Consider the following 25,162-nt stretch of genomic DNA (forward strand, 5'->3'; position numbering starts at 1 on the left):
CGGGACCCTTCTATGGAGCACCTGCGCACGCGGTTGTACCAACGCCTGGGCCGGCCCGGCCTCAGCGCCATGGTCGCGGCCCTGGCCTGCGCAGCCTTGTTGTTCCTGTTCAGCCACTGGCTGATCCGCCACCAGCAGCTGGAAAACGAACGCGCCCAGATGAACGCCCGCGGCGAACGCTTCGTGCAGCGCCTGGAACAGATTTTCAGCCAACTGCGCGAGGCGGTAGACACCCTCCAGGCCCAAGGCCTGCGTGACTGCGGCCCGGCCATGCTGTCGCTGTTGCGCCAGGTGGGGTATGAACACCGCTTCGTTTACGAAGCCGCCTACGTCGGCGGGCCGCAAGCCTGCTCGAACCGCGAGAGCAGCGCGGTGTGGAACCGCTCACCCGACCTGCGTGGCCCGGTGTACAGCTACTGGCTGAATTCCACCCTGGAGCCCAACGACAACATCGCCTCGCTGGTGGTGGGCCGTGGGGACTTCCGCGTCTCGACCTCCCGCGGGCACCTGGTCGACATGGTCGAACTGCCCCCCGGCGGCAGCCTGTTGATGGTGCTCGACCAAGGCCGCCGCGCGGTACCCGTGCTGGGCCCAGCGCAAGCCTGGCCGCCACCGCGGGTGGGCACGCAGAACATCCTGCAGGTCACCCCGGACCAGCTCATCTACTGGATGAACACCCGCTCGCCGGATTACCAACTGGTCATGATCACCCCCCGCGCCGACCTGCCAGCGGTGATGGTGGGCACGCTGTGGCTGTTCTACCCGTTCAGCGCGCTGCTCAGCCTGTGCATCGGCTGGCTGGTGTACCAGGCCGCCATGTACCGCGGCTCATTGAGCACGGCGCTGCAAGGGGCGTTGCGCCGGGGCGAACTGCGCGTGCTGTACCAGCCGATCTTCGACCTTGGCAGCCGCCGCTGCATCGGCGCCGAGGCGCTGGTGCGCTGGCGCCGCACCGACGGTTCGCTGACCAGCCCAGAGCTGTTCATCCCCATGGCCGAAGACAACGGGCAGATCCGCCAGATCACCGATTTCGTGCTGCACAGCGTGCTCGACCAACTCGGCAGCCTGCTGCGCTCACAGCCAGAGCTGTACATCTCGGTTAACCTGGCGGCGTGCGATGTCGAAGAGCCGCGCATCGCCAGCGTGGCGGCGCGGCTGCTCAGAAGCTACCGGGTGGCGCCGCAGCAGATCACCTTCGAGGTGACCGAGCGCGGGCTGATTGACGTAGAAGCGGCGCGCAGCACCCTGCAAAGCCTGCGCGAACACGGCCACCGGATTCTCATCGACGACTTCGGCACCGGCTACAGCAGCCTGGCTTACCTGCAAAGCCTGCCGGTGGATGCGCTGAAAATCGACAAGGCATTCGTCGGCGCCATGGGCGAAGACGTCGCCAGCAGCGGCCTGGCGCCGCACATCATCCGCATGGCCCACGCCTTGGGCATGGGGGTGATCGCCGAGGGGATCGAGTCCGAAGCCCAGGCGGTACTGCTGCACGCCGAAGGGGTGGACTACGGCCAGGGCTGGCTGTTCGCCGAGCCGCTGGATGCGCGCCGGTTCCGCAAGCTGGTGTTGCAGCCGGCGGCGCACCTGGCCTGAATCAGAACGCCGGCACCACCGCGCCTTTGTACTTGTCGAGAATGAACTGCTTCAGCTCAGGGCTGTGCAGGGCCTCGGCGAGCTTCTGCATGGCCGGGGCGTCTTTGTTGTCGGGGCGCGCCACGAGGATGTTCACGTAAGGCGAGTTCTTGCCTTCGATCACCAGCGCATCCTTGGAAGGGTCGAGCTTGGCCTGCAGCGCATAGTTGGTGTTGATCAGCGCCAGGTCGACCTGGGTCAGCACCCGCGGCAGGGTGGCGGCTTCGAGCTCGCGGATTTTCAGGTCTTTGGGGTTTTCCGCGATGTCCTTGGTGGTGGCCAGGATGTCCGTCGGGTTTTTCAGCTTGATCAGGCCCGCGGCCTGCAGCAGCAACAGCGCGCGGCCGCCGTTGGTGGCGTCGTTGGGGATCACCACGGTGGCGCCACCGGGCAGTTCGCTGAGGCTTTTGTACTTGGTGGAGTAAGCGCCCAGCGGCTCGAGGTGCACGCCGGTCACCGCGACCAGGTCGGTGCCCTTGCCGGCGTTGAACTCGCTCAAGTACGGCTGGTGCTGGAAGAAGTTCGCGTCGAGGCGTTTTTCCGCCACCTGCACGTTGGGCTGCACGTAGTCGGTGAATACCTTCACCTGAAGGTCAACGCCTTGCTGGGCCAGTTGCGGCTTCACGAATTCGAGGATTTCCGCGTGCGGCACGGCGGTGGCCGCCACGGTCAGGGTGTCGGCGGCATGGGCACTGAGGCTGAAAACGGCGGCCAGGGCCACCAGCAGGTTTTTCATGGTGTTGCTCCTTGAAGCCGCGCCCGCGGGGGCGCGGTTGTTGTCATTCTTTATTTGCGCGAAAAATGCACGACCAAGCGGTCGCCCACGCTTTGCAGCACTTGCACGAGTACCAGCAGCAGCACCACGGTGACGATCATCACGTCGGTCTGGAAGCGCTGGTAGCCGAAGCGGATGGCCAGGTCACCCAGGCCACCGGCACCGACAACGCCGGCCATCGCGGTATATGACACCAAAGTGATCGCCGTGACGGTCACCGCTGCAATTATTCCTGGGCGTGCCTCGGGCAACAGCGCGCGAGTGATGATCTGCCCAGTGGTGGCGCCCATTGCCTGGGTCGCCTCGATGATGCCGCGGTCCACTTCCCGCAGCGCGGTTTCGACCAGGCGGCCGAAGAACGGCGTGGCCCCCACCACCAACGGCGGAATCGCCCCGGCCACGCCCAGCGAGGTACCGGTGAGCAGCACGGTGAAGGGGATCATCACGATCAGCAGGATGATGAACGGCAGCGAACGCAGCACGTTGACCACGAACGACAACGCCATGTACGCCGCGCGGTTCTCCAGCAACTGCCGTGGGCTGCAGAGGAACAGCAACACCCCCAGCGGCAGGCCCAGCAGCACGGTGAACAGCAGCGAGCCGCCCATCATCAGCAGGGTGTCCTGGGTGGCCTCCCAGATGTCGGCCCAGTCGACATTGGCAAAGTAAGACAGCATGTCCATCAGCGCAGCACCTCCAGATGCACGTCGGCCGCGGCGAAGCGGGCAAAGGCGGCGTCGAGGTCCCCGCCGGTGATGGCCAGGGTCAACTGGCCGTAGGGGCTGTCTTTGATGCGGTCGATTCGCCCGGCGAGGATGCTGTAGTCCACGCCGGTTTCCCGCGCCACGGTGCCCAGCAGTGGGGCGTAGGTGGCCTCGCCGCGGAAGGTCAGGCGCACGATGCGCCCAGGCACGTGAGCGAAGTCATCGTGCTGCTCGTCGCCGTCGGTGTGCTCGCTTTCCTGCACGAAACGCTTGGTGGTGATGTGCTGCGGGTGCAGGAACACATCGGCCACCGGACCTTGCTCGACGATGCGCCCGGCGTCCATCACTGCGACCTGGTCGCACACACGGCGGATCACGTCCATTTCGTGGGTGATCAACACGATGGTCAGGCCCAGCTCGCGGTTGATCTGCGCCAGCAGCTGCAGCACCGAGGCGGTGGTTTGCGGGTCCAGCGCGCTGGTGGCTTCGTCGCACAGCAGGATTTTCGGCTGGGTGGCCAACGCGCGGGCGATGCCGACCCGCTGCTTTTGCCCACCAGACAACTGCGCCGGGTACTTGCGCGCGTGGTCGGCCAAGCCTACCCGGGCCAGCAGTTCGGCAACCCGGGCGTCGATCTCGCGGGCCTGCAACTCACCGGCCAGGCGCAGCGGCAGGGCGACGTTGTCGGCCACGGTGCGCGAGCTGAGCAGGTTGAAGTGCTGGAAGATCATGCCGATCTGTTGGCGCAGGCGGCGCAATTGGCCGGCATTGAAGGCGGTGACGTCTTCACCGTCGATGATCAGCTTGCCGCCACTGGGTTGCTCCAGGCGGTTGATCAGGCGCAGCAGGGTGCTTTTGCCGGCGCCGGAGTGGCCGATAATGCCAAACACCTGGCCGCGCGGGACTTCCAGGCGGGTCGGGTGCAGGGCGGGAATGTCCCGCCCGGCCACACGGTAGGTCTTGTGGACGTCGTGAAATTCAATCAATGGGCAAACCTTTTGGGCGCTGGAATTGATTGGCGGATAGCCAAAAAGCCGAGCATTTTACCTGAGCCCGGCACACCGATTTAGCATTTATTTTTAGCGCATGCTTCGCCCTGGTCATAAGCCGACCGATGGCGACCCCATATAAATGGAACGGGTATTTCACCGCGCCAGTCAGTTACCTCAGTGACCGTGATCAGCCCTCCGCCGAGAGGGCCATAGCCAATTGAGGAGATGGGCCCGATGAAACCAGTCAAGAGCCAGATGGCCGGTACCGACACCCCGGACCGCGCCAACCACAACGCCAAACTCGACGCGCTGGAGCCGTTCCGCTCCGATGCCACCGGCCAGGCGCTGCGTACCAACCACGGGGTGAAGATCAGCGACAACCAGAACACCCTCAAGGCCGGCGCCCGTGGGCCCTCGCTGCTCGAAGACTTCATCATGCGCGAGAAGATCACCCACTTCGACCATGAGCGCATTCCCGAGCGCATCGTGCATGCCCGCGGCTGCGCGGCCCACGGCTATTTCGAGTCCTACGCGGACCACTCCCCGCTGACCAAGGCCGGTTTTTTGCGCGAGAAGGGCAAGCAAACCCCGGTGTTCGTGCGCTTTTCCACCGTGCAGGGCCCGCGCGGCTCGGGCGATACCGTGCGCGACGTGCGCGGCTTCGCCACCAAGTTCTACACCGACGAAGGCAACTTCGACCTGGTCGGCAACAACATGCCGGTGTTTTTCATCCAGGACGCGATCAAGTTCCCGGACTTCGTACACGCGGTCAAACCCGAGCCGCACAATGAAATCCCCACTGGCGGCTCGGCCCACGACACCTTCTGGGACTTTGTCTCGCTGGTGCCGGAGTCGGCGCACATGGTGATCTGGGCGATGTCTGACCGGGCCATCCCGAAAAGCCTGCGGACCATGGAAGGCTTTGGCATCCACACCTTCCGCTTCATCAACGGCAAGGGCGAGGCGGTGTTCATCAAGTTCCACTGGAAGCCCAAGCAGGGCGTGTGCTCGCTGGTCTGGGACGAAGCGCAGAAGCTCGCCGGCAAAGACACCGACTACCACCGCCGCGACCTCTGGGAAGCCATCGAAATGGGCGACTACCCCGAATGGGAGCTGGGCGTGCAGATCGTGCCCGAGGCCGACGAGCACAAGTTCGAGTTCGACCTGCTCGACCCGACCAAAATCATCCCCGAAGAGCTGGTACCGGTGACGCCGCTGGGCAAGATGGTGCTCAACCGCAACCCAGACAACTTCTTCGCCGAAACCGAGCAGGTCGCGTTCTGCCCCGGGCATATCGTGCCGGGCATCGACTTCAGCAACGACCCGCTGCTGCAAGGCCGGTTGTTTTCCTACACCGACACGCAAATCAGCCGCCTCGGCGGGCCGAACTTCCATGAAATCCCGATCAACCGGCCCATCGCGCCGAACAACAACGGCCAGCGCGACGCCATGCACCGGATGACCGTCGACAAGGGCCGCGCCGCCTACGAGCCAAACTCGATCGACGGCGGCTGGCCGAAGGAAACCCCGGCCGGGCCGGTAGACGGCGGCTTCGAGACGTATCAGGAGCGCGTGGAAGCGCACAAGGTGCGCGAGCGCAGTGATTCGTTCGCCGATCACTTCTCCCAGGCGCGGCTGTTCTTCCAGAGCATGAGCACGCCTGAGCAAGAGCACATCATCGCGGCGTACAGCTTCGAGCTGGGCAAGGTGGAGCGGGTGTTCATCCGCGAGCGGGTGGTCAACGAAATCCTTGCCAACATCGACGCGGAGCTGGCCGGCCGCGTGGCGGCCAACCTGGGCCTGCCCAAGCCGGCCGCGGGCAGCAAGGGCAAGCAGGCGTCGCTCAAGGCCTCGCCGGCGCTGAGCCAGCTCAACCTGCTACCGGCCGACATCAAGGGCCGCAAGGTGGCGCTGCTGGTGGCCAACGGCACCGACGCCAGCGCCGTGGACACGGTGAAAAAAGCCGTGGCCGCCGCCGGTGCCCACGCCAAGGTGCTGGGCCCCACCTCGGCGCCGGTGACCAGCAGTGACGGCAAAACCCTGGCCGTCGACGCCTCGATGGAAGGCCTGCCGTCGATCGCCTTCGACGCGATCTGGGTGATCGGCGGCGACGCCGCGGTACAGGCGCTGGGCGAGGATGGGGTGGCCAAGCACTTCGTGCTCGAAGCCTACAAGCACCTGAAGGCCATCGGCGTTTGCCCGGGGGCCAAGCCACTGGTCGATGCGCTGGGGCTGGAAGAAGACGCCGGGCTGGTGATTGGCGACCCGAAAGCCTGGATCAAGGCCATCGGCGAGCACCGCGTCTGGGCGCGTGAGCCGAAGGCGAAGGCGATTCCGGCGTAGCGGGTTGAGGCCTATCGCCCGGCGCAGCCGGGCGAGGGGCCCTCAAGGCTTAGCCGGGCTCAAGATGATGATCGCCGGCTGGTTGCGCACTACCCGGTGCCCAACGGTGTAGTCCAGCCCCGAACTGAGCTTACCCACACGTTTGCGCAACAAGGTTTCGAGCCATGGGCCGTCGGCCTTGCGCGGCGCCTGAATGACCACGTCACAGTTGTAATTGACCACATCGGTGGCGATGTCGTCGAGCTGCGCCTGCATCTTGTGGATATGGGCGGTATCGAGGGCCACTGGGGTGCTGTTGGCGGACGGGTCGATCACTTTCGCCGCCGGCTTGGCCTCGGCGGCCTTCAGCGCCGCTTCGGCCTGTTCCAGCTCAGCCTTGCGCGCTTGGGCGATGGCGCCGTTCACTCCACCGATCAGCGCCGGTGCTTGCGGCATCAGCGAGCGCGCCCGCGCCAGCGCGGTGGCGGCGGCGTTCACATCACCCTTTTGCAGAGACACCTGGCTGCGTTGCAGGTAGGCCTCGGCCAACTGCCGCTGGTAGCCCTCCAGGGCCGGGTCTGCCGGGTTCTGCGCCTGCAGGGTACCGAGTTGGTCTTCAGCGGTGGCCAGCTCGCCACTGGCGATGTTCTGCTGCAAGGCCTCCGCGGCCGTTGGAGGCGCGGGCGGCGCAGGCTCGGGCGGCTTGCTCTGGCAAGCGGCCAAGCCCAAGCCCAGCGAAACGACCGCGACCAGCAAACAACGGGAGGCGAAAAGCGTCATTGCTGCCATTCTCTAAGTTGCGCAAATCGCGCAAGCATACACGCTAAGGGGGCTGGCGAAAAAGCCATCGGCATTCGAGGGCCCGCCGCCTGCGATCAAACCTTGCGTGGCCAGGCAAAACTCAACAGAAACAGCGCCGCCGCGCTGACCACGATCGACGGCCCGGCCGGGGTGTCCTTGAACCACGACAATGCCAGCCCGCCGCACACCGCCAACACCCCCAGCACGCTCGCGCCAAGGGCCATCTGCTCCGGCGAACGGGCATGGCGCTGGGTGGCCGCGGCCGGGATGATCAGCAGCGAGGTGATCAACAGCACGCCGACGATCTTCATCGCCACCGCGATCACGATGGCGATCAGCAGCATCAAGCCCAAGCGCAGGCTGGCCACCGGCAACCCTTCGACCCGCGCCAGCTCCTCGTGCACGGTGATCGCCAGCAATGGCTGCCACAGCCAGGCCAGCAGGCCCAGCACCAGCACGCTGCCGCCGAGAATCCAGTACAGGTCGGTAGGGCTGATCGCCAACAGGTCGCCGAACAGGTAGGCCATCAGGTCGATGCGCACGTCGTGCATGAAGCTCAGCACCACCAGCCCTAAAGACAGCGTGCTGGGCGCCAGGATGCCCAGCAGGGTGTCCGAGGCCAGCGGCTGGCGTTGCTGCAAGGTGACCAGCAGCACCGCCAGCAGCAGGCAGCCGACGGTCACCGCCAGGGTGGGGCTGACGTCGAGCACAAAGCCCAGGGCCACGCCCAACAGCGCGGCGTGGGAGAGGGTGTCGCCAAAATAGGCCATGCGCCGCCAGACCACGAACGAGCCCAGCGGGCCGGCGACGATCGCCAGGGCAAGCCCGGCAATGAGGGCATAAAGAAGAAAATCAGCCATGGTTGCAGTGGGGGCCGTGTACGTGGGGCGCTTGCCGGAGCACATCGCCATGCAAGCCATGGCGGTGGTCGTGATGGTGGTGGTAGATGGCGAGGTTCTTCGCGCTGTCGCCGAACAGCTCGACGAAGGCTGGGTCCCCGCTCACCTGTTCAGGGTGGCCGGAGCAGCACACGTGGCGGTTCAGGCACACCACGTGGTCGGTGGTGCTCATCACCACGTGCAGGTCGTGCGAGACCATCAGCACGCCGCACTGGTGGCGGTCGCGCAGGCGGGTGATCAGGCTGTACAGCTCGGCCTGGCCGGCGACGTCCACACCCTGCACGGGCTCATCGAGCACCAGCAGGTGCGGCTCGCGCAACAGGGCCCGGGCCAGCAGCACGCGTTGCATTTCGCCGCCGGAGATCGACTGGATCGGGTGGTCGATCACATGCCCGGCGCCCACTTCAGCCAGCGCCGCGGCGGCGGTGTCGCGGCTCACGCCCGGCACCAAACGCAAAAACCGCAGCACCGACAGCGGCAGGGTGGCGTCTACCTGGAGCTTTTGCGGCATGTAGCCGATACGCAGCTTCGGCTTGCGCCACACCGTGCCACTGCCCGGCGCCAGCAGGCCGAGTACGGCCCGCACCAGGGTGGTTTTACCGGCGCCGTTGGGGCCGATCAGGGTGACGATTTCGCCCGGGCGCACCACCAGGTCGATGCCATCGAGGGTTTTCTGCCCGGCGAACGTCACGCTCACCTGCTCCAGGCGGATCAACGCGTCGCTCATCAGGCGGCCTTGCAGTTGGTGCACAGGCCGACGATTTCGACCGTTTGCGCCTCGACGGTGAAGCCAATGCCGGCGGCGCCGTTGACGATCGCTTCGCTGATGCTTTGCTGTTCCAGCTCCACCGCCACATGGCAGCTGCGGCAGATCAGGAACTGGCCCTGGTGCGAGTGCTCGGGGTGTACGCAGCCAATGAAGGCGTTGAGCGAGGCGATACGGTGCACCAGGCCGTTTTCGAGGAGGAAGTCCAGCGCGCGGTACACCGTCGGCGGCGCGGCGCGGCGGCCGTCTTGCTCGCTGAGCACGCCGAGGATGTCGTACGCACCCAGCGGCTTGTGGCTTTGCCATACCAGTTCGAGCACCCGCCGGCGCAGGGCGGTCAGGCGCAGGCCTTTTTGCCCGCACAGGGTGTCGGCTTCGGCGAGCGCGCTGTGCACGCAGCGGGAATGGTCATGGGGCTGGTTGGCCAGAGGCGTTTTGAGCATGGGCGAGGACGTTCCAGGCTAGAGACGTTATTATGTTACCCCTTTCAGGGCCCAGAGGTGTTCTTCGTGCCGCGTATTCTTAGGCTGTTTGTCGTTTTTACCCTCGCCGCCGCGCTATTGCCCAGCGCCCAGGCCGAGGTGAAGGTGCTGGCCAGCATCAAGCCGCTGCAACTGATCGCCGCCGCCGTGCAAAACGGCGTGGGCCAGCCAGACGTCCTGCTGCCGCCGGGCGCCTCGCCGCACCATTACGCACTGCGCCCGTCTGACGTGCGCAAGGTGGCCGAGGCCGACCTGCTGTACTGGATCGGCCCAGACATGGAAGCCTTCATGGCCAAGCCGCTGCAAGCCCGCGGCAAGCCCACCGTGGCCGTGCAGAATTTGCCAGGGCTGGCCCTGCGCCGCTTCGCCGAAGACGCCCACTCCCATGAAGAAGACAGCGACGACCACGACCATGACCACCGCCCAGGCTCGCTGGACGCCCACCTGTGGCTGGCGAGCGTGAATGCGCGGGTGATCGCCCAGCGCATGGCCACCGACCTGGCCAACGCCGACCCGGCCAACGCCGCGCGCTACCAGGCCAACGCCGCCGCCTTCAGCCAGCGCCTCGACGCCCTGGACGCGCGCATCAAGGCTCGCGTGGCGGGGGTGCAAGGCAAGCCGTACTTTGTGTTCCACGAAGCCTTCGACTACTTCGAAGCGGCCTACGGCCTGCATCACGCCGGGGTGTTCGCCGTGGCCGCCGAAGTGCAGCCCGGTGCCCAGCACGTGGCGGCGATGCGCGCGCGCTTGCAGGAGGCGGGCAAAACCTGCGTGTTCAGCGAACCGCCGGTGCGCCCGCGGCTGGCCGAGACCCTCACCGCCGGGCTGCCGGTCAAGCTGGCTGAGCTAGACGCCCTGGGCAGCTTCAAGAACGCCCCGGCCGATGGCTACGAAACCCTGCTGAACAACCTGGCCGATAACCTGGCCGGGTGCCTCGAAGCGCTGTAAGCCTTACAGCGCGAACGGCAGCGCCAGCGCCACCTGTTGGCGTTGCGCCAGGCGCCGCTGCAGTTCGGCCGGGTCGTGCACCAGCACGTCGCGGCCTTCGAACGACTGCGCGGCAATCAGCCGCGACAGCCAGAAGCGCACGCAGGCCACCCGCAGCATCGCCGGCCACAGTTGCACCTCCGCCGGGGTGAACGGCCGCAGCGCCGCGTAGGCGCCCAGCCAGGCCTGGGCCAAGGGCAGGTTGATGCTGCCGTCGGCCTCCGAGCACCAGTCGTTGAGGCTGATGGCCACGTCGTAGAGCATCGGCCCGGAGCAGGCGTTGTAGAAGTCGATCACCCCGGTCAGGTGGGTGCCTTCGAACATCACGTTGTCACGGAACAGGTCAGCATGCAGGTTGGCCCGTGGCAACGCCATGATCGCCGCCTGGTGCTGGTTGATTTCATCCAGCGCGGCGCGCAGCAGGGCGGCATCGGTGCTGTTCATCCGGCCGATCAAGCGCTCGCCTTCCTGTTGCATCCAGGCCAGGCCCCGGTCGGTGCGGCGCTCGAGCAAGCACTCGCCACGGGTGGCCAGGTGCACGTGCGCCAGCAGCCCACCCACCTGGGCGCAATGCTGGGCATTGGGCTGCTGGATATGCTTGCCGCTCAGCCGCGGCTGCAGCAACGCCGGCTTGCCGGCCAGCTCGCGCAGTGCTTCGCCGCCGGTGGTGCGCACGGCGAACGGCACCGGCAGGTCGGCCTCATGGAGCACGTCGAGCAATTCGATGAAAAACGGCATTTCATCGACCGGGCCGCGCTCGACCAGGGTCAGCACGAACTCGCCCTGTTCCAGGCTGATGAAGAAGTTGGTGTTCTCGCTGCCGGCGGCAATCCCTTGAAAGTCGAGCAAGCGGCCCAGGCCATAGGGGGCAAGGAAGGTTTCCAGCTCAGGCCGGGTCAGGGGAGTAAAAACAGACATATGCTCGCGCGCCGGTTCGGGCACCTGGGGTGCCGGTTAGTGAGAAAGCGGCGATTCTACCACTGCAACAGCGTCCATTGAGGAATCTGCAAGCCAGGCTGGTCGGCGCGAATGAAATTCTCGCCGGTGCCGTCGGCGCGCACCAGGTCATAGGGCTTGCCGTGCTTGGGGATGACCTTGACCCGGTACAGTTGGCCGCGCACGCGGTATTCCTGCACGGTCACGTTGCCCTGGTCGTAGGTGGTCACCTGGGTGCCGGCCGGGGGCGGCTCGGCGGCCAGCGCAGGGGCGGCCAGGGCCGCAATGATCAGGCAGATAAGCACTCGCATGGTAACCTTGTCTCCTTTGTGTTCTTCATATTCTAGCGTCGGCCCTGCCGCCAAAGGTTGATTTTGCCCATGAGCCAAGCGCCTCTCGTCCTGGTGGACGGTTCCTCGTACCTCTACCGTGCCTTTCACGCCCTGCCGCCGCTGGCCACCTCCAAGGGCATGCCCACCGGGGCGGTGAAGGGCGTGTTGAACATGCTCAAGAGCCTGCGCAAGCAGTACCCCAACAGCCTGTTCGCGGTGGTGTTCGACGCCAAGGGCGGGACCTTCCGCGACGAGTTGTTCGCCGAGTACAAGGCCAACCGCCCGAGCATGCCCGACGACCTGCGCGTGCAGGTCGAGCCGCTGCACCAGAGCGTGCGCGCGCTGGGCTACCCGCTGCTGTGCGTGGAGGGGGTCGAGGCTGACGACGTGATCGGCACCCTGGCGCGGCAAAGCGCCGCCGCCGGCCGCGAGGTGGTGATCTCCACCGGCGACAAAGACATGGCCCAACTGGTGACCGAACACATCACCCTGGTCAACACCATGACCGGCAGCTCGCTCGACATACCCGGCGTGCGCGAGAAGTTCGGCGTGGGCCCAGAGCACATCATCGATTACCTGGCGCTGATGGGCGACAAGGTCGACAACATTCCGGGCGTGCCGGGCGTGGGCGAAAAAACCGCCCAAGGCCTGCTGGTAGGCATCGGCGGCGGCCTGGCCGAGCTGTACGCCAACCTCGACAAGGTCCCGACGCTGCCGATCCGCGGCGCCAAGGGCCTGCCGGCCAAGCTCGAAGAGCACCGCGCCATGGCGTTCCTCAGCTACGAGCTGGCGACCATCAAAACCGACGTGGCGCTCGATATCCAGGTCGACCAACTGGTGTGCGGCGAGCCAGACCGCGAAATGCTGCTGGCGCTGTATTCCGAGCTGGAGTTCAAGGGCCCGCTCGAAGAGCTCAAGCGCGACGTGGCCGCCAACCCGGTAGCCAGCGCCGACGGCGAGCCGGTAGCGGCCGCGCCGGCGGCCGAGGTGAACTACGAAACCGTGCTCACCCCGGAGCGGTTCAGCGCCTGGCTGGCCAAGCTGGAGGCCGCCGAGCTGTTCGCCTTCGACACCGAGACCACCGGCCTGGATGCCCAGCGCGCGGAGTTGGTGGGGCTGTCGTTCGCGGTGGCGCCCCATGAGGCGGCGTACATCCCGCTGACCCACGCCTACATGGGCGTACCCGAGCAGCTCGACCGCGACATCGTGCTCACGGCATTGAAGCCCGTGCTGGAAAACCCGGCCAAGGCCAAGGTGGCGCAGCATGCCAAGTACGACATCAACATCCTCGCCAACTGCGCCATTGGCGGTGACCGCAGCGCCGGCATCCAGGTGCGCGGCGTGGCCTTCGACACCATGCTCGAATCCTACGTGCTCGATGCCACCGCCACCCGCCATGACATGGACAGCCTGGCCTCGCGTTACCTCGATCACACCACCATTGCCTTCACCGACATCGCCGGCAAGGGCGCCAAGCAGCTCACCTTCGACCAGATCGCCCTGGAACAGGCCGGCCCCTACGCCGCCGAAGACGCCGACATCACCCTGCGCCTGCACCAGGTGCTGAGCCAGAAGCTGGCGGCAATCCCCAGCCTGGAACCGGTGCTGCGCGACATCGAAATGCCGCTGGTGCCGGTGCTGGCACGCATCGAGCGCACCGGCGCGTTGGTAGACGGCAAGTTGCTGGGCGCGCAAAGCCTGGAGCTGGGCGAAAAAATGGTTGCCCTCGAACGCGAAGCCTTCGCCATCGCCGGCGAGGAGTTCAACCTGGGCTCGCCCAAACAATTGGGCACCATCTTGTACGAAAAACTCGGCCTGCCGGTGATCAGCAAAACCGCCACCGGCCAGCCTTCTACCGCTGAAGCCGTATTGGCGGAGCTGGCCGAGCAGGAATACCCGCTGCCCAAGGTGCTGATGCAGTACCGCTCGATGAGCAAGCTCAAAAGCACCTACACCGACCGCCTGCCCGAGCAGATCAACCCGCGCACCGGGCGCATCCACACCTCCTACGGCCAGGCGGTGGCGGCCACCGGGCGGTTGTCGTCGAGCGAGCCGAACCTGCAGAACATCCCGATCCGCACCGCCGAAGGCCGGCGCATCCGCCAGGCTTTCGTCGCCGCCCCAGGCTACAAATTGCTGGCCGCGGACTACTCGCAAATCGAACTGCGGATCATGGCCCACTTGGCCAAGGACGAAGGCTTGCTGCACGCCTTCCGCAACAACCTCGACGTGCACCGCGCCACCGCCGCCGAAGTGTTCGGCGTCGAGCTCGAAGGCGTGACCCAAGACATGCGCCGCAGCGCCAAGGCGATCAACTTCGGCCTGATCTACGGCATGAGCGCCTTCGGCCTGGCCCGGCAGATCGGCGTAGACCGCAAGCAGTCGCAGGATTACATCGACCGCTACTTCGCCCGCTACCCCGGCGTGCTGGCCTACATGGAGCGCACCCGCACCCAGGCCAACGAGCAGGGCTTTGTCGAAACCCTGTTTGGCCGGCGCCTGTACCTGCCCGACCTCAAGGCCAAGAACCCGGCCCTGCGCCGCGGCGCCGAGCGCACCGCGATCAACGCGCCGATGCAGGGCACCGCGGCAGACATCGTCAAGAAGGCGATGATCCGCGTGGACCAATGGCTGCAGCACAGCCAGGTCGACGCCCGGATGATCCTCCAGGTGCACGACGAACTGGTGCTGGAAGTGCGCGAGGACTTGGTCAGCGAAGTGAGCGAGCAACTGCGCTTGCACATGAGCAGCGCCGCCACCCTTGACGTGCCACTGCTGGTGGAAGTCGGCGTGGGCGATAACTGGGACCAGGCCCACTAGGCGCGGATGAACCGAACCCGGGCGAACGTGAAAGCTGCTTCACATTCGCGTTTCGCCCACCCGCGCCGGGAACTAAACCCGCCGCCAGGCACTCAGAGGTTGCGAATGGCTAGTGAAGCCCTTCGATGCTCCTATGTTGTGTTAAGTGTTGGCAGATATCTGGACTTCGCCCTAGCGGTCCGGACTTAAGCCCCGGAACTTCTCCCTCCCCATACGAAGTCCGGGGCTTTTTTTCGCCTGGAGAAAAGCAGGGTGAGTGAGTTGACTGGCGCTTCGCCCGGCAACCTTGCATACACACTAAAACCCACCCCGGCTGTTAGGCCGAGGCGGGTTCCCTGGGGCTTACGGCTTCCAGTGGTCCCTGAAGAACTCATACGCGCGGTATGTGCTCGCCAGGGTGCTCAGTACAGGCAACGCGATCCGAAGAAAACGCTTCATGTGCCAGTCTCCTTGTCAGGAGGCCTGCCTTCAAGCGAGCCATCTCGGAGCGAGCTCGCCATGAGCCCGGTAGGTCAGGATTCAAAGGTAGGCCGGTTAAAGGGCCTTCCGCGAGTCCGAGCCAGGTTCGTACGCCTGGGCCGGAAGGGCCAAAACCGCGCGCGCTTCCGGACTGCCCTCTGATTCACTGCCCAACCGCTGAGCAAAGGAACGATAGCGCTTCCAACTCAGCGCCCTCAAGCCAAAATATGCGTCTAGATATATGTTTTAATTACACTTTTTTATCAAACAGAACGCTAGCCTAGTGAGCTTGCAAGCCAATGCGGGCAGCAGTAGCATGCTACCCGTAGGTCATGATTCAAAGGGTACCCTCGGCAGCTTCGTACACTGTTGGGGCATAAAAAACCGCCGTGATTGGCGGTTTTTTTGTTCCCACAGGATACCGACACACACTAAAACCCGCCCCGGCTGTTAGGCCGAGGCGGGTTCCCTGGGGCTTACGGCTTCCAGTGGTCCCTGAAGAACTCATACGCGCGGTATGTGCTCGCCAGGGTGCTCAGTACAGGCAACGCGATCCGAAGAAAACGCTTCATGCTTGCAGGCTCCTTTGACAGAGGCCTGCCCTCCGGCGAGTTGATCGGAGCTGGCTCACCGTGGGTCCGGTTGAGAGGATGTTGAGAGAAGGCCGGTTGAAAGGCCTTCCGCGAGTCCGATCAGGGTTCGTGGGCCCAGGCCGGAAGGGCCAAAACTGCGCGCGCTCCCCGGCCATCCCGCATCACCCTCTCAACTGGCTGAGCGATATGGACCATACCGCTGTGGGCACAGTTAGGCAAACCGAAAAATCATTCTAAATGTTTGATTTTAATACATAATTCTACAAAAAACGGTATTCCCTTCAGCGTTTCCAGTTGCAATTGCAATGGCTGATTGACGACGGTAGGATGGCCAGGTTGAGAGGGTGTTGAGACGCTCGCTCCCCAGCTTCGTAACCTGAGGAGCATAAAAAACCGTCGTGATGGGCGGTTTTTTTATGTCCACCCAGCATCGGTGAGGGCCGTGGCCGGCTGTGCCCGGCGAAGCGCACCTGCAACCGTGCACACACTAAGGTAGGATGCACAGAGTTTGTCAGTGGTAGAGCCCCCGCCTCGGCAACTTCGTACACTGCCAAGGCCCATAAAAAAACCGCCATCATCGGCGGTTTTTTTATGTCCACGCAGCATCGGTGAGTGCCGGGCGAAGCGCCCCGGCAACCGTGTACACACACTAAAACCCACCCCGGCTGTTAGGCCGAGGCGGGTTCCCTGGGGCTTACGGCTTCCAGTGGTCCCTGAAGAACTCATACGCGCGGTATGTGCTCGCCAGGGTGCTCAGTACACGCAACGCGATCCGAAGAAAACGCTTCATGCTTGCAGGCTCCTTTGACAGAGGCCTGCCCTCCGGCGAGTTGATCGGAGCTGGCTCGCCGTGGGTCCGGTGGGTGGGACTTCAAGGGAGGCCGGTTAGAAGGCCTTCCGCGAGCCCGATCCAGGTTCGTACGCCTGGGCCGGAAGGGCCAAAACTGCGCGCGCGTCCCCATCCAGCCCTTCGCCCACCACCTACCGGCTGAGCGAGGCTGATAGTAGGCGTGAAACGGCGCTCAGGCAAAACGAAAAATGTTTATAACTAATTGATTAAAAAGGGTTTAATAACAAAAAAATACGTTTTGTCTTGCCGTTCACTGGCTTGCACAACCCCCGGGCAAACCGTAGGATAGCGCCGTGGGTGGGACTTCAAGGCCCCCGCCTCGGCAGCTTCGTACACTGCCAAGGCCCATAAAAAAACCGCCATCATCGGCGGTTTTTTTATGCTCGCGTATCCGCGCTCATTCCTCGGCGGTCGCCTCTGGCGCCTCGAGCCCGACCCAGCCGGCCAGCACCTGATAGGCCTCATCCAGCCCTTGGCGCTTGGGCGCGGAAAACAACTGGATGCTGATGCCATTGCCCCAGCCCTTGCGGATCTCGCTCTGCACCTTGAGCAGGGTGTTCTTGGCGGCGCCGAAGGTGAGTTTGTCGGCCTTGGTCAGCAGGATGTGCATGGGCATGCCGCTGGCCACGGCCCAGTCGAGCATCATCTGGTCGAAGTCGGTCATCGGGTGGCGTACGTCCATCATCAGGATCACCCCCTTCAAGCTCTCGCGGCTGCCCAGGTAGGCCTCGAGGTGGCGCTGCCAGTGTTGTTTGAGCGGGATCGGCACCTTGGCGTAGCCGTAACCGGGCAGGTCGACCAGGCGGCGCGCGTCGTCGAGGCGGAAGAAGTTCAGCAACTGCGTGCGGCCCGGGGTTTTCGAGGTGCGCGCCAGGCTGGCGTGGGTCAGCGTGTTGAGGGCGCTGGACTTGCCCGCGTTGGAGCGCCCGGCAAAGGCGACTTCGAAGCCTTCGTCGGGGGGGCACTGATCGACTTTGGCCGCGCTCACGGCGTAGGTCGCCTGTTGGCAAAGGCCGATGAGGGGGTTCTTGTACACCATGAGCAGTCCGCGAATTCGTTCGATGGGCGCCAGTATACCGCCTTTGTGCCCCTCCCTGCCGGCCGCCGCTTAACCTTGGCTTCATCGTTGCAACATAAATTGTGGCTCAGGCACGTGCCCCAACGGCCTTTTTGCCTACATCACCCGTTACACTGTCGAACTCATTCTTGTTTACGCGGGTCTAGCAACCGGTGTATTCAAACGAACCCCCAATGCTCAGGAGTCAAGCATGCGTAACCTGATTATCAGCGCCGCCCTCGCGCTGGTCAGCGTGTTCGGTTTGGTCGGTGCCGCCCAGGCCGCCGATATCGAAGCCGGCAAGCAGTACACCGTTCTCGACAGCCCGGTACCGGTGTCCGAGCCCGGCAAAATCGAAGTGGTCGAGCTGTTCTGGTACGGCTGCCCGCACTGCTACGCGTTCGAGCCCACCATCAACCCGTGGATCGAAAAACTCCCGGCAGACGTCAACTTCCACCGCATCCCGGCCATGTTCGGCGGTATCTGGGACGTGCACGGCCAGATGTTCGTGACCCTCGACACCATGGGCGTGGAGCACAAGGTGCACACTGCGGTGTTCGACGCCATCCACAAAGAACACAAGATGTTCAAAACCCCTGAAGAAATGGCCGACTTCGTCGCCACCCAGGGCGTGGATAAAACCAAGTTCCTCGAAACCTACAACTCGTTCGCCGTCAAAGGCAAAGTCGCCCAGTACAAGGCCCTGGCCCAACAGTACGGCGTGACCGGCGTACCGACCATGATCGTGAACGGCAAATACCGTTTTGACCTCGGTTCGGCAGGCGGCCCTGAAGAAACCCTGAAGGTGGCCGATACCCTGATCGAGAAAGAGCGGCAAGCGAGCAAGTAACCCCTCGTAGCAGCCCTGAGAAGGCGCTCTTTGCCCCGCGCAAGCGGTGGTGAAGGGCGCTTTTTTGCGTTTAAGCGTGTTTGTACCGGCCCCCTTTGCCATGACCGATGAAGCCCAGCGCTGGAAAGAAAAATACCTCAAAAGCGTAGAAGAGCAGGAAAAGCTCGAACGCCGCTGGAATGCCCGGCTCGATTTGCTGCGCCGTGGCCTTGTGCGCAGCACCTTGGCGGCGGAAGGCTCGGATAAGGCGGTAGACGCCTGCATGAAGGAAATGCGCGAAGTGGTGCGCACCGACAACATGGACGCCGCGCTGTCGGGGCTGATCCCGCGCCTGGAAAAAGCCGTGCTTGACTCCGAGCAGCGCCGCGAGGCCAGGGTGACGCAGATCGCCACCGCCCTGGGCGCGCTGGTGACCCAGTTGCAGGCCCTGCCGTTGCCGCGCGAAGCCAGCCGGCCGCTGAAGAAGTTCGCCGGCAGCCTCGACAAGCGCGCCACCCAGGCCCGCGAGTTGCCGATGTTACTGACCGAACTCAGCGGCTTGCAAGGCCAGGCCCTGGCGGCGTTCGACCCGGCTGAGGCACAGGGCCCCGCCCAAGCCAAGCCGGGCCTGCTCGAGCGGCTGTTTGGCACGCGCCCGGATGAGCCAGAGGGTGCCGCCGCTGAAGCGCTCGCCGTCGCGGCGCCAGCCAGCGCAGCGCCGCCACCACCCGCGCCGGCGCAGGCAACAAGCGCTCAAGCGCCAGAGGGCGAAGCCCCCGTGCTGGCTGCCGCGGTAGCCCCCAGCCCACAGCAAGCCGCCGCACTGGAACTGGCGATCACCGGCACCGCGGTATTGGAAGCCCCAGTACTCGCGCCGGCGCCCATCGGCAACGCCGAACTGGCCGCCGTGCCCACGCCAGAACCCGCGGCCGCGGCGCAGCCAGAAGCTGCCCCTGAAGCAGCCGCCGCCCCGGCACACACTCCACCGGCCAGCGCCGAACAAACCCCGCCGCACCCCGCGCCAGCGCCGGCCGCAAAGCCCCTGCCGCTGTTGCTCGACAGCCTGCCGCTGCCCGACCTGATGGCCCAGGCCCTGGCCGCGGTCGACCCGCAAGCCGAGGAAGAGGGCATTCTCTATGTGCTGCCGGAAACCCCCGAGCCGTCGTACAGCAGCGTGGCCTCGCACATCGAGAGCACCCTGCTGGGCATGCTCGACGACCTGAGCCTGCCCGACAAACTGCTGCCGCTGGCCGAATCGATGCGCCGGCGCCTGAGCAGCGGGCTGAACTGGTACGAACTGCTGCCCCTGCTCGACGACGTGGCCGTGCTGATGCTCGGCATCAGCGACCACGGCCAGCTCGAACTGCAGCACTACCTGGCGGAACTGAACGAGCGCTTCGACCACTTCATCGACCAGCTACAGGCCGCCAGCGAAGGCCACAGCCAAAGCCAAGGCGCCGCCGAGCAACTGGACGACAGCCTGCGCGAGCAAGTCGGCGACCTGCGCGAGTCGGTCAGCCAGGCCAGCGACCCGGGCGAGCTCAAGCGCACCCTGGAAACACGCTTCGACGGCCTGATCGGCACCCTCGACCAGCACCGCAAACAGCGCGAGCAACGCGACCAAGAGGTTGCCGAACGCCTGCAGGGCCTGGCCCAACGGGTGGCGAGCATGGAGCAGGAAGCCCAGGAGTACCGCGAAAGCCTTGAGGTGCAGCGGCAAAAGGCATTGATAGACCCCCTCACCGGGCTGCCCAACCGCGCCGCCTGGGGCGAGCGCTTGGCGCTGGCGATCGAACACCGCGAGCACAACGACGCGCCATTGCAGGTGGCGATCTTCGACCTCGACCACTTCAAGGCGATCAACGACACCTACGGCCACCTGGCCGGCGACAAAGTGTTGAAGATCGTCGCCACGGTGCTGAGCCGCAATTTGCGCGCCGGGGATTTCCTCGCCCGCTTCGGCGGTGAAGAGTTCGTGGCGCTGATGCCCGCCAGCACCTCCGGCGATGCCGCGGCGCTGCTCGAAACCCTGCGCCAGGCCATCGAGGCGTGCCCGTTTCACTTCAAGGGGGTGCGGGTGACCATCACCGTGTCGATCGGGACCACGGCGTTCAGGCCCAAGGAGGCGGGGGAGCCGGCCCTGAAGCGGGCCGACCAGGCGCTGTATCGCGCCAAGGGGGATGGGCGTAACCGTATCGCCCTGGGGTGACCGGCTTTAGGCGCTGTCGCCCGGCACCGCCGGGCGACGGGCGCTAACACCTTAACGCACCAAGCAAGGCTTCTTGTTATCGAACGTCCAGTTCGGCACCAGGAACTGCATGGCGGCCGCATCGTCACGGGCGCCCAGGCCCATGCCCTTGTACAGCTCATGGGCCTTGGCCAGTTGGTCCATGTCCAGCTCCACACCCAGCCCCGGCTTGGCCGGCACCTTCACCTCACCGCCAACGATCTGCAGCGGCTCCTTGGTCAGGCGCTGGCCGTCCTGCCAGATCCAGTGGGTGTCGATCGCCGTGATATTGCCCGGCGCGGCCGCGGCCACCTGGGTGAACATCGCCAGCGAAATATCGAAGTGGTTGTTGGAGTGCGAGCCCCAGGTCAGGCCCCAGTCGTTGCACATCTGCGCCACGCGCACCGAGCCGGCCATGGTCCAGAAGTGCGGGTCGGCCAGCGGGATGTCGACCGATTGCAACTGGATCGCATGGCCCATCTGCCGCCAGTCGGTGGCGATCATGTTGGTGGCGGTCGGCAAGCCGGTGGCGCGGCGGAACTCGGCCATCACCTCGCGGCCGGAGTAGCCGTTTTCCGCGCCGCACGGGTCTTCGGCGTAGGCCAGCACGTGGTGTTGGTCACGGCACAGGCGGATCGCTTCTTTCAGCGACCAGGCGCCGTTGGGGTCGAGGGTGACCCGGGCATCCGGGAAGCGCTCGGCGAGGGCGGTCACCGCTTCGATTTCTTCATCGCCGCGCAGCACGCCGCCCTTGAGCTTGAAGTCTTCAAAGCCGTACTTGGCCTGGGCGGCCTCGGCCAGGCGCACCACGCGCTCAGGGGTCAGAGCCTCTTCATGGCGCACGCGGAACCACTCGTTGTCGGCATCGGCCTCGCTGCGATAAGCCAGGTCGGTTTTGTTGCGGTCGCCCACATAGAACAGGTAGCCGAGCATTTTCACCGAATCACGCTGCTGGCCTTCACCGAGCAGGGCGGCCACCGGCACCTCGAGGAACTGCCCGAGCAGGTCGAGCAGCGCGGCTTCAATGGCGGTCACCGCATGAATGGTGATGCGCAGGTCGAAGGTTTGCAGGCCACGGCCGCCGACGTCACGGTTGGCGAAGGCGCTGCGCATCTCGTTGAGGATGCGCTGGTACTGGCCAATCGGCTTGCCGACCACCAGCGCGCGGGCGTCTTCGAGGGTTTGGCGGATTTTTTCCCCGCCTGGGACTTCACCCACGCCCACATGCCCGGCGTTGTCCTTGAGGATGACGATGTTGCGGGTGAAGAACGGCCCGTGGGCGCCAGACAGGTTCAGCAGCATGCTGTCGTGGCCGGCGACCGGCACCACCTGCAGGTCGGTGACGATAGGGGCGTTGCCCACGGAATTGGCATTGTTCATGGGTGCATCCTCGGGGTCAGTGGCTGGGAGCGCCGCGTGCGGCTGAAGGCTCCCACTGATTGTTTTTGTGCGGGTACGTGCTGAGGCAGGCTCAGTCGATAGACATCATACAACTACATTCCAGGCTTCAACAACCACCCTTTTGGGGCTTTATCTTTGCCGTATTTTAGGTTGTCATACATCAACACGCCCCTGAACCCGCTGGAATGCCCATGCCCGCCGTCCCGCTCGCCCCACCCCGCAAACGCGGCCAAAGCCTGGCCCATGATCTGGTCGAAGCACTGACCCGGCGCATTCGTTTGGGCACGCTGGCGCCCGGGGCCAAGTTGCCACCGGAGAATTCGATCGTGTTGGAGTTTGGCGTCAGCCGCACGGTGGTGCGCGAGGCGCTGTCGCGGCTGCAGGCCGCCGGGCTGGTCGAAACCCGCCACGGCATCGGCACCTTCGTGCTGGAGCAGGGCGAGGGCGGCATGCGGCTGAATGCCGACACCGCGCGCTCAGTGGGGCGAATTCTCGATGTGCGGCTGGGCCTGGAGCCACAGGCGGCGGCGCTGGCGGCGCGTAACCGTAGCGAACAGCACCTGCAGGAGATGCACCTGGCGCTGGAGCAGTACCACGCGCTGGCCGCCAACCACGACAGCTGCGCGGCCGCCGATTGGCGCTTTCACCTGCTGATTGCCGAAGCCACCGGCAACGGCTACTTCACCGAGCTGATGCTGCACCTGGGCCAGGGGATGATCCCGCGCACCCAGGTGAACGCCAGCGAGCGCGGCAACGCCGACCTCAGCCACCTGGCGCAGATGGCCGGCCAGGAGCATGAGGCGATCTTCAGCGCCATCCGCCGGCAAGACCCAGACGCCGCGCGGGCGGCAATGTGGCTGCACCTGAGCAACAGCCGCGAGCGGTTTCAAGCGCGCTGAGCCGTGGCGGCTACTTCTTCAGCTTCGGGTTGGGGAAAAACTGCACCGTTTGCACCTTCGGCTTGGGCTTGGCCGCCACCAGGTTGACCCGCGTGCTCAACTCCCGTGGCACGGACTGCCCCTGGGCATTGAGGGTGTCGGCATAGCCGCAGGCCACGCACTCACGGTGTGGCACGTCGTCTTCGCTCCACATCATGAGTTTGTCCTGCTCGCTGCACGCGGGGCACACGGCCCCGGCGATGAAGCGCTTCTTGGTCTTGGTCACGGTTTCCTCCGTCACGCCGCGGCCTCCTCGGTGAGGCCGCTGTGGCGCAGCAAGGCGTCGATCGACGGCTCACGGCCGCGGAAGTCAACGAACAGCACCATGGGCGCCTGCGAACCGCCGCGGGCAAGGATCGCTTCACGGAAGGCGCGGCCCGTGCTTTCGTTGAGCACGCCTTCTTCCTCGAAGCGCGAGAAGGCATCGGCAGACAACACCTCAGCCCACTTGTAGCTGTAGTAACCCGCGGCGTAACCCCCGGCGAAAATGTGCGCGAAGCTGTTGGGGAAGCGGTTGTAGGCGGGCGGGCGCATGACCGACACTTCGTCGCGGATGCCATCGAGCACCTGCGCCACGCTGCGGCCGTCGCCATGGCTGGCGTGCAGCTCGAAGTCGAACAACGAGAACTCCAACTGGCGCACCATCATCAGGCCAGACTGGAAATTGCGCGCGGCGAGCATTTTTTCCAGCAGGTCTTGCGGCAGCGCTTCGCCGGTCTCGTAGTGGCCGGAAATCAACGCCAGGCCTTCAGGCTCCCAGCACCAGTTTTCCATGAACTGGCTCGGCAGCTCGACCGCGTCCCAGGCCACCCCGTTGATGCCCGACACACCGGCATGCTCGATGCGGGTCAACAGGTGGTGCAGGCCGTGGCCGAACTCGTGGAACAGCGTGGTCACTTCGTCGTGGGTGAGCAAGGCAGGCTTGCCGGCCACCGCCGGGGTGAAGTTGCACACCAGGTTGGCCACCGGGCTTTGCAGGGTGCCCCCCACGGTGCGGCGGCGGTCGCGGGCGCCGTCCATCCAGGCGCCACCGCGCTTGTTGGCGCGGGCGTACAGGTCGAAGAAAAAGCGCCCAACGTGCTGGCCGTTTTCCTTGATTTCGAACAGGCGTACATCCGGGTGCCAAGTGTCGAAGCCCTTGAGCTCGGCGATTTCGATGCCGTACAGGCGCTGCACGATGCTGAACAGCCCGCCCAGCACCTTGTCGATCGGGAAGTACGCGCGCAGCGCTTCCTGCGACACGCTGTAGCGCTGCTCACGGAGTTTTTCCCCGTAGTAGCCGCTGTCCCAGCTTTGCAGCTCGGCGCAGCCCTGCTCGGCGGCATAAGCCTTGAGCTGTTCCAGGTCCTGGGCAGCGAACGGCTTGCTGCGCACGGCCAGGTCACGCAGGAAGCTCAGCACCTGGTCGCTGTTCTCGGCCATCTTGGTGGCCAGGCTCAGCTCGGCGAAGTTGGCAAAGCCCAACAGCCGCGCCAGCTCCTGGCGCAGGTCGAGGATTTGCTGCATCACCGGGCCGTTGTCGTTCTGCCCGGCGTTCGGGCCTTGGTCCGAGGCGCGGGTGCAGTAGGCGCGGTACACCTCTTCGCGCAGGGCACGGTCGTGGGCGTAGGTCATCACCGCGTAGTAGCTGGGGAATTCCAGCGTGATCAACCAACCATCGAGGCCCTTGGCCTGGGCGGCGGCGGCCATTTGCGCCTTGGCCGAATCGGTGAGGCCGGCCAATTGGGCCTCATCGCTGACGTGCTTGGTCCAGGCCTGGGTGGCGTCGAGCAGTTGGTTGGAGAACTGGCTGCCCAGCTCGGACAACTTGCTTTGCACCTCGGCGTAACGCTTTTGCTGCTCGGGCGGCAAGTCGATACCCGACAGGCGGAAGTCCCGCAGGGAGTGTTCGAGGATGGTCCGCTGGCCGGCGTCATACTGCGCGGCCTCGGGGCTGGCGGCCAGGGCTTCGAAAGCCTTGAACAGCTCGCGGTTCTGCCCCAGCTCGGTGGAGTAGGCCGACAGCGCCGGCAGGCAGGCCTCGTAGGCCTGGCGCAGCTCGGGGCTGTTGCACACGGCGTTGAGGTGGCTCACCGGGCTCCAGGCCGCGCCGAGGCGGTCGTTGAGTTCGTCCATCGCCAGCACCAGGCCGGCCCAGGTGGGCTGGGTGCCTTGGGCGGCCAGCAGGTTGGCGAGGCCAGCGCGGTTGTCGGCAAGGATCTGTTCGATGGCCGGCTGCACGTGCTCGGGGCGGATGGCAGAGAAGGGGGGCAGGTCGTAGGGCTGAAGCAGCGGGTTGTTCTCACTCACGGTTTCGCACCTTGGTATTGAAGAATCATGCGACCATCTTAATTACAATCGGTGCCGGCCGCAGCTAT

Annotated in this window: 20 protein-coding genes; 7 read left to right on the plus strand and 13 right to left on the minus strand. The window is 65.1% G+C overall.

Translation table 11 applies throughout. The features are described from left to right. The first annotated feature begins 12 nt into the window (after positions 1-12). Positions 13-1,596: an EAL domain-containing protein gene (locus ACFZCE_RS07575; RefSeq protein WP_390937593.1), complete on the plus strand. Its 1,584-nt coding sequence runs from the start codon at positions 13-15 to the stop codon at positions 1,594-1,596. A 1-nt stretch (position 1,597) separates the two neighbouring features. Here the strand turns inward: ACFZCE_RS07575 and ACFZCE_RS07580 are convergent, their stop codons facing one another. The 3 genes from ACFZCE_RS07580 to ACFZCE_RS07590 are packed head-to-tail and all read right to left on the minus strand — an operon-like array spanning position 1,598 to position 4,100. Beyond that, positions 1,598-2,371, minus strand: a complete 774-nt coding sequence (locus ACFZCE_RS07580) for a MetQ/NlpA family ABC transporter substrate-binding protein (RefSeq protein WP_390937595.1) — start codon at positions 2,369-2,371, stop codon at positions 1,598-1,600. A 50-nt stretch (positions 2,372-2,421) separates the two neighbouring features. Next, positions 2,422-3,093, minus strand: a complete 672-nt coding sequence (locus ACFZCE_RS07585; protein WP_390937597.1) for a methionine ABC transporter permease MetI — start codon at positions 3,091-3,093, stop codon at positions 2,422-2,424. After that, the gene (locus ACFZCE_RS07590) at positions 3,093-4,100 is read right to left on the minus strand and encodes an ATP-binding cassette domain-containing protein (RefSeq protein WP_390937599.1); all 1,008 of its coding nucleotides are present in this window, start codon (positions 4,098-4,100) and stop codon (positions 3,093-3,095) included. Before ACFZCE_RS07590 ends, ACFZCE_RS07585 begins: the two co-directional genes overlap by 1 nt. Before the next feature lie 231 nt (positions 4,101-4,331). On the opposite strand from ACFZCE_RS07590, the gene katE reads away from it, so the two are divergent. Further along, positions 4,332-6,449, plus strand: a complete 2,118-nt coding sequence (katE, locus tag ACFZCE_RS07595; RefSeq protein ID WP_390937601.1) for a catalase HPII — start codon at positions 4,332-4,334, stop codon at positions 6,447-6,449. A 42-nt stretch (positions 6,450-6,491) separates the two neighbouring features. Here the strand turns inward: katE and ACFZCE_RS07600 are convergent, their stop codons facing one another. The 4 genes from ACFZCE_RS07600 to ACFZCE_RS07615 form a co-directional block, all read right to left on the minus strand. Beyond that, on the minus strand, positions 6,492-7,208 hold the full coding sequence (locus ACFZCE_RS07600) for a PA5502 family lipoprotein (RefSeq protein WP_390937603.1): 717 nt from the start codon (positions 7,206-7,208) through the stop codon (positions 6,492-6,494). 95 nt (positions 7,209-7,303) lie between these two features. Beyond that, positions 7,304-8,089: a zinc ABC transporter permease subunit ZnuB gene (gene znuB / locus ACFZCE_RS07605; protein WP_390937605.1), complete on the minus strand. Its 786-nt coding sequence runs from the start codon at positions 8,087-8,089 to the stop codon at positions 7,304-7,306. Beyond that, positions 8,082-8,855: a zinc ABC transporter ATP-binding protein ZnuC gene (znuC, locus tag ACFZCE_RS07610; RefSeq protein ID WP_390937607.1), complete on the minus strand. Its 774-nt coding sequence runs from the start codon at positions 8,853-8,855 to the stop codon at positions 8,082-8,084. Before znuC ends, znuB begins: the two co-directional genes overlap by 8 nt. Then, positions 8,855-9,337 (minus strand): transcriptional repressor, encoded by a 483-nt coding sequence (locus ACFZCE_RS07615; protein ID WP_390937608.1) that lies wholly within the window; start codon positions 9,335-9,337, stop codon positions 8,855-8,857. The genes znuC and ACFZCE_RS07615 overlap by 1 nt, the downstream gene beginning before the upstream one ends. A gap of 57 nt (positions 9,338-9,394) precedes the next feature. Between ACFZCE_RS07615 and ACFZCE_RS07620 the strand changes: the two genes are divergently transcribed. Further along, positions 9,395-10,324, plus strand: a complete 930-nt coding sequence (locus tag ACFZCE_RS07620) for a metal ABC transporter solute-binding protein, Zn/Mn family (RefSeq protein ID WP_390937610.1) — start codon at positions 9,395-9,397, stop codon at positions 10,322-10,324. A 3-nt stretch (positions 10,325-10,327) separates the two neighbouring features. Here ACFZCE_RS07620 and ACFZCE_RS07625 read toward each other — a convergent pair whose 3' ends face one another. Together ACFZCE_RS07625 and ACFZCE_RS07630 are read right to left on the minus strand one after the other, a co-directional pair. Continuing rightward, positions 10,328-11,281 (minus strand): homoserine kinase, encoded by a 954-nt coding sequence (locus tag ACFZCE_RS07625; RefSeq protein ID WP_390937612.1) that lies wholly within the window; start codon positions 11,279-11,281, stop codon positions 10,328-10,330. 56 nt (positions 11,282-11,337) lie between these two features. Continuing rightward, entirely contained in the window at positions 11,338-11,610 is a 273-nt protein-coding gene (locus ACFZCE_RS07630; RefSeq protein WP_390937614.1) for a DUF2782 domain-containing protein, read from the minus strand. Positions 11,611-11,679: 69 nt separating this feature from the next. On the opposite strand from ACFZCE_RS07630, the gene polA reads away from it, so the two are divergent. Continuing rightward, positions 11,680-14,451: a DNA polymerase I gene (gene polA / locus ACFZCE_RS07635; RefSeq protein ID WP_390937617.1), complete on the plus strand. Its 2,772-nt coding sequence runs from the start codon at positions 11,680-11,682 to the stop codon at positions 14,449-14,451. A 2,299-nt stretch (positions 14,452-16,750) separates the two neighbouring features. Here the strand turns inward: polA and yihA are convergent. Next, complete coding sequence (yihA, locus tag ACFZCE_RS07640) at positions 16,751-17,392, minus strand: ribosome biogenesis GTP-binding protein YihA/YsxC (protein WP_390937619.1); 642 nt, start codon at positions 17,390-17,392, stop codon at positions 16,751-16,753. A 229-nt stretch (positions 17,393-17,621) separates the two neighbouring features. Between yihA and ACFZCE_RS07645 the strand changes: the two genes are divergently transcribed. Next, positions 17,622-18,260: a DsbA family protein gene (locus ACFZCE_RS07645; protein ID WP_390937621.1), complete on the plus strand. Its 639-nt coding sequence runs from the start codon at positions 17,622-17,624 to the stop codon at positions 18,258-18,260. Positions 18,261-18,360: 100 nt separating this feature from the next. Beyond that, positions 18,361-20,448, plus strand: a complete 2,088-nt coding sequence (locus tag ACFZCE_RS07650; protein WP_390937623.1) for a diguanylate cyclase — start codon at positions 18,361-18,363, stop codon at positions 20,446-20,448. A 51-nt stretch (positions 20,449-20,499) separates the two neighbouring features. On the opposite strand, the gene gudD is transcribed toward ACFZCE_RS07650, so the two are convergent. Then, on the minus strand, positions 20,500-21,846 hold the full coding sequence (gudD, locus tag ACFZCE_RS07655) for a glucarate dehydratase (protein ID WP_390937625.1): 1,347 nt from the start codon (positions 21,844-21,846) through the stop codon (positions 20,500-20,502). 212 nt (positions 21,847-22,058) lie between these two features. On the opposite strand from gudD, the gene ACFZCE_RS07660 reads away from it, so the two are divergent. Next, a complete protein-coding gene (locus ACFZCE_RS07660; RefSeq protein WP_390937627.1) occupies positions 22,059-22,766 on the plus strand; it encodes an FCD domain-containing protein in 708 nt (235 codons plus the stop codon). A gap of 10 nt (positions 22,767-22,776) precedes the next feature. Here ACFZCE_RS07660 and ACFZCE_RS07665 read toward each other — a convergent pair whose 3' ends face one another. Together ACFZCE_RS07665 and prlC are read right to left on the minus strand one after the other, a co-directional pair. Continuing rightward, the gene (locus ACFZCE_RS07665; RefSeq protein ID WP_390937629.1) at positions 22,777-23,031 is read right to left on the minus strand and encodes a YheV family putative zinc ribbon protein; all 255 of its coding nucleotides are present in this window, start codon (positions 23,029-23,031) and stop codon (positions 22,777-22,779) included. Between the two features lie 11 nt (positions 23,032-23,042). Continuing rightward, positions 23,043-25,094, minus strand: a complete 2,052-nt coding sequence (gene prlC, locus ACFZCE_RS07670) for an oligopeptidase A (RefSeq protein ID WP_390937631.1) — start codon at positions 25,092-25,094, stop codon at positions 23,043-23,045. Positions 25,095-25,162: the final 68 nt, after the last annotated feature.

This window comes from Pseudomonas sp. NPDC007930 (assembly GCF_042958985.1).
Lineage (GTDB): Bacteria > Pseudomonadota > Gammaproteobacteria > Pseudomonadales > Pseudomonadaceae > Aquipseudomonas.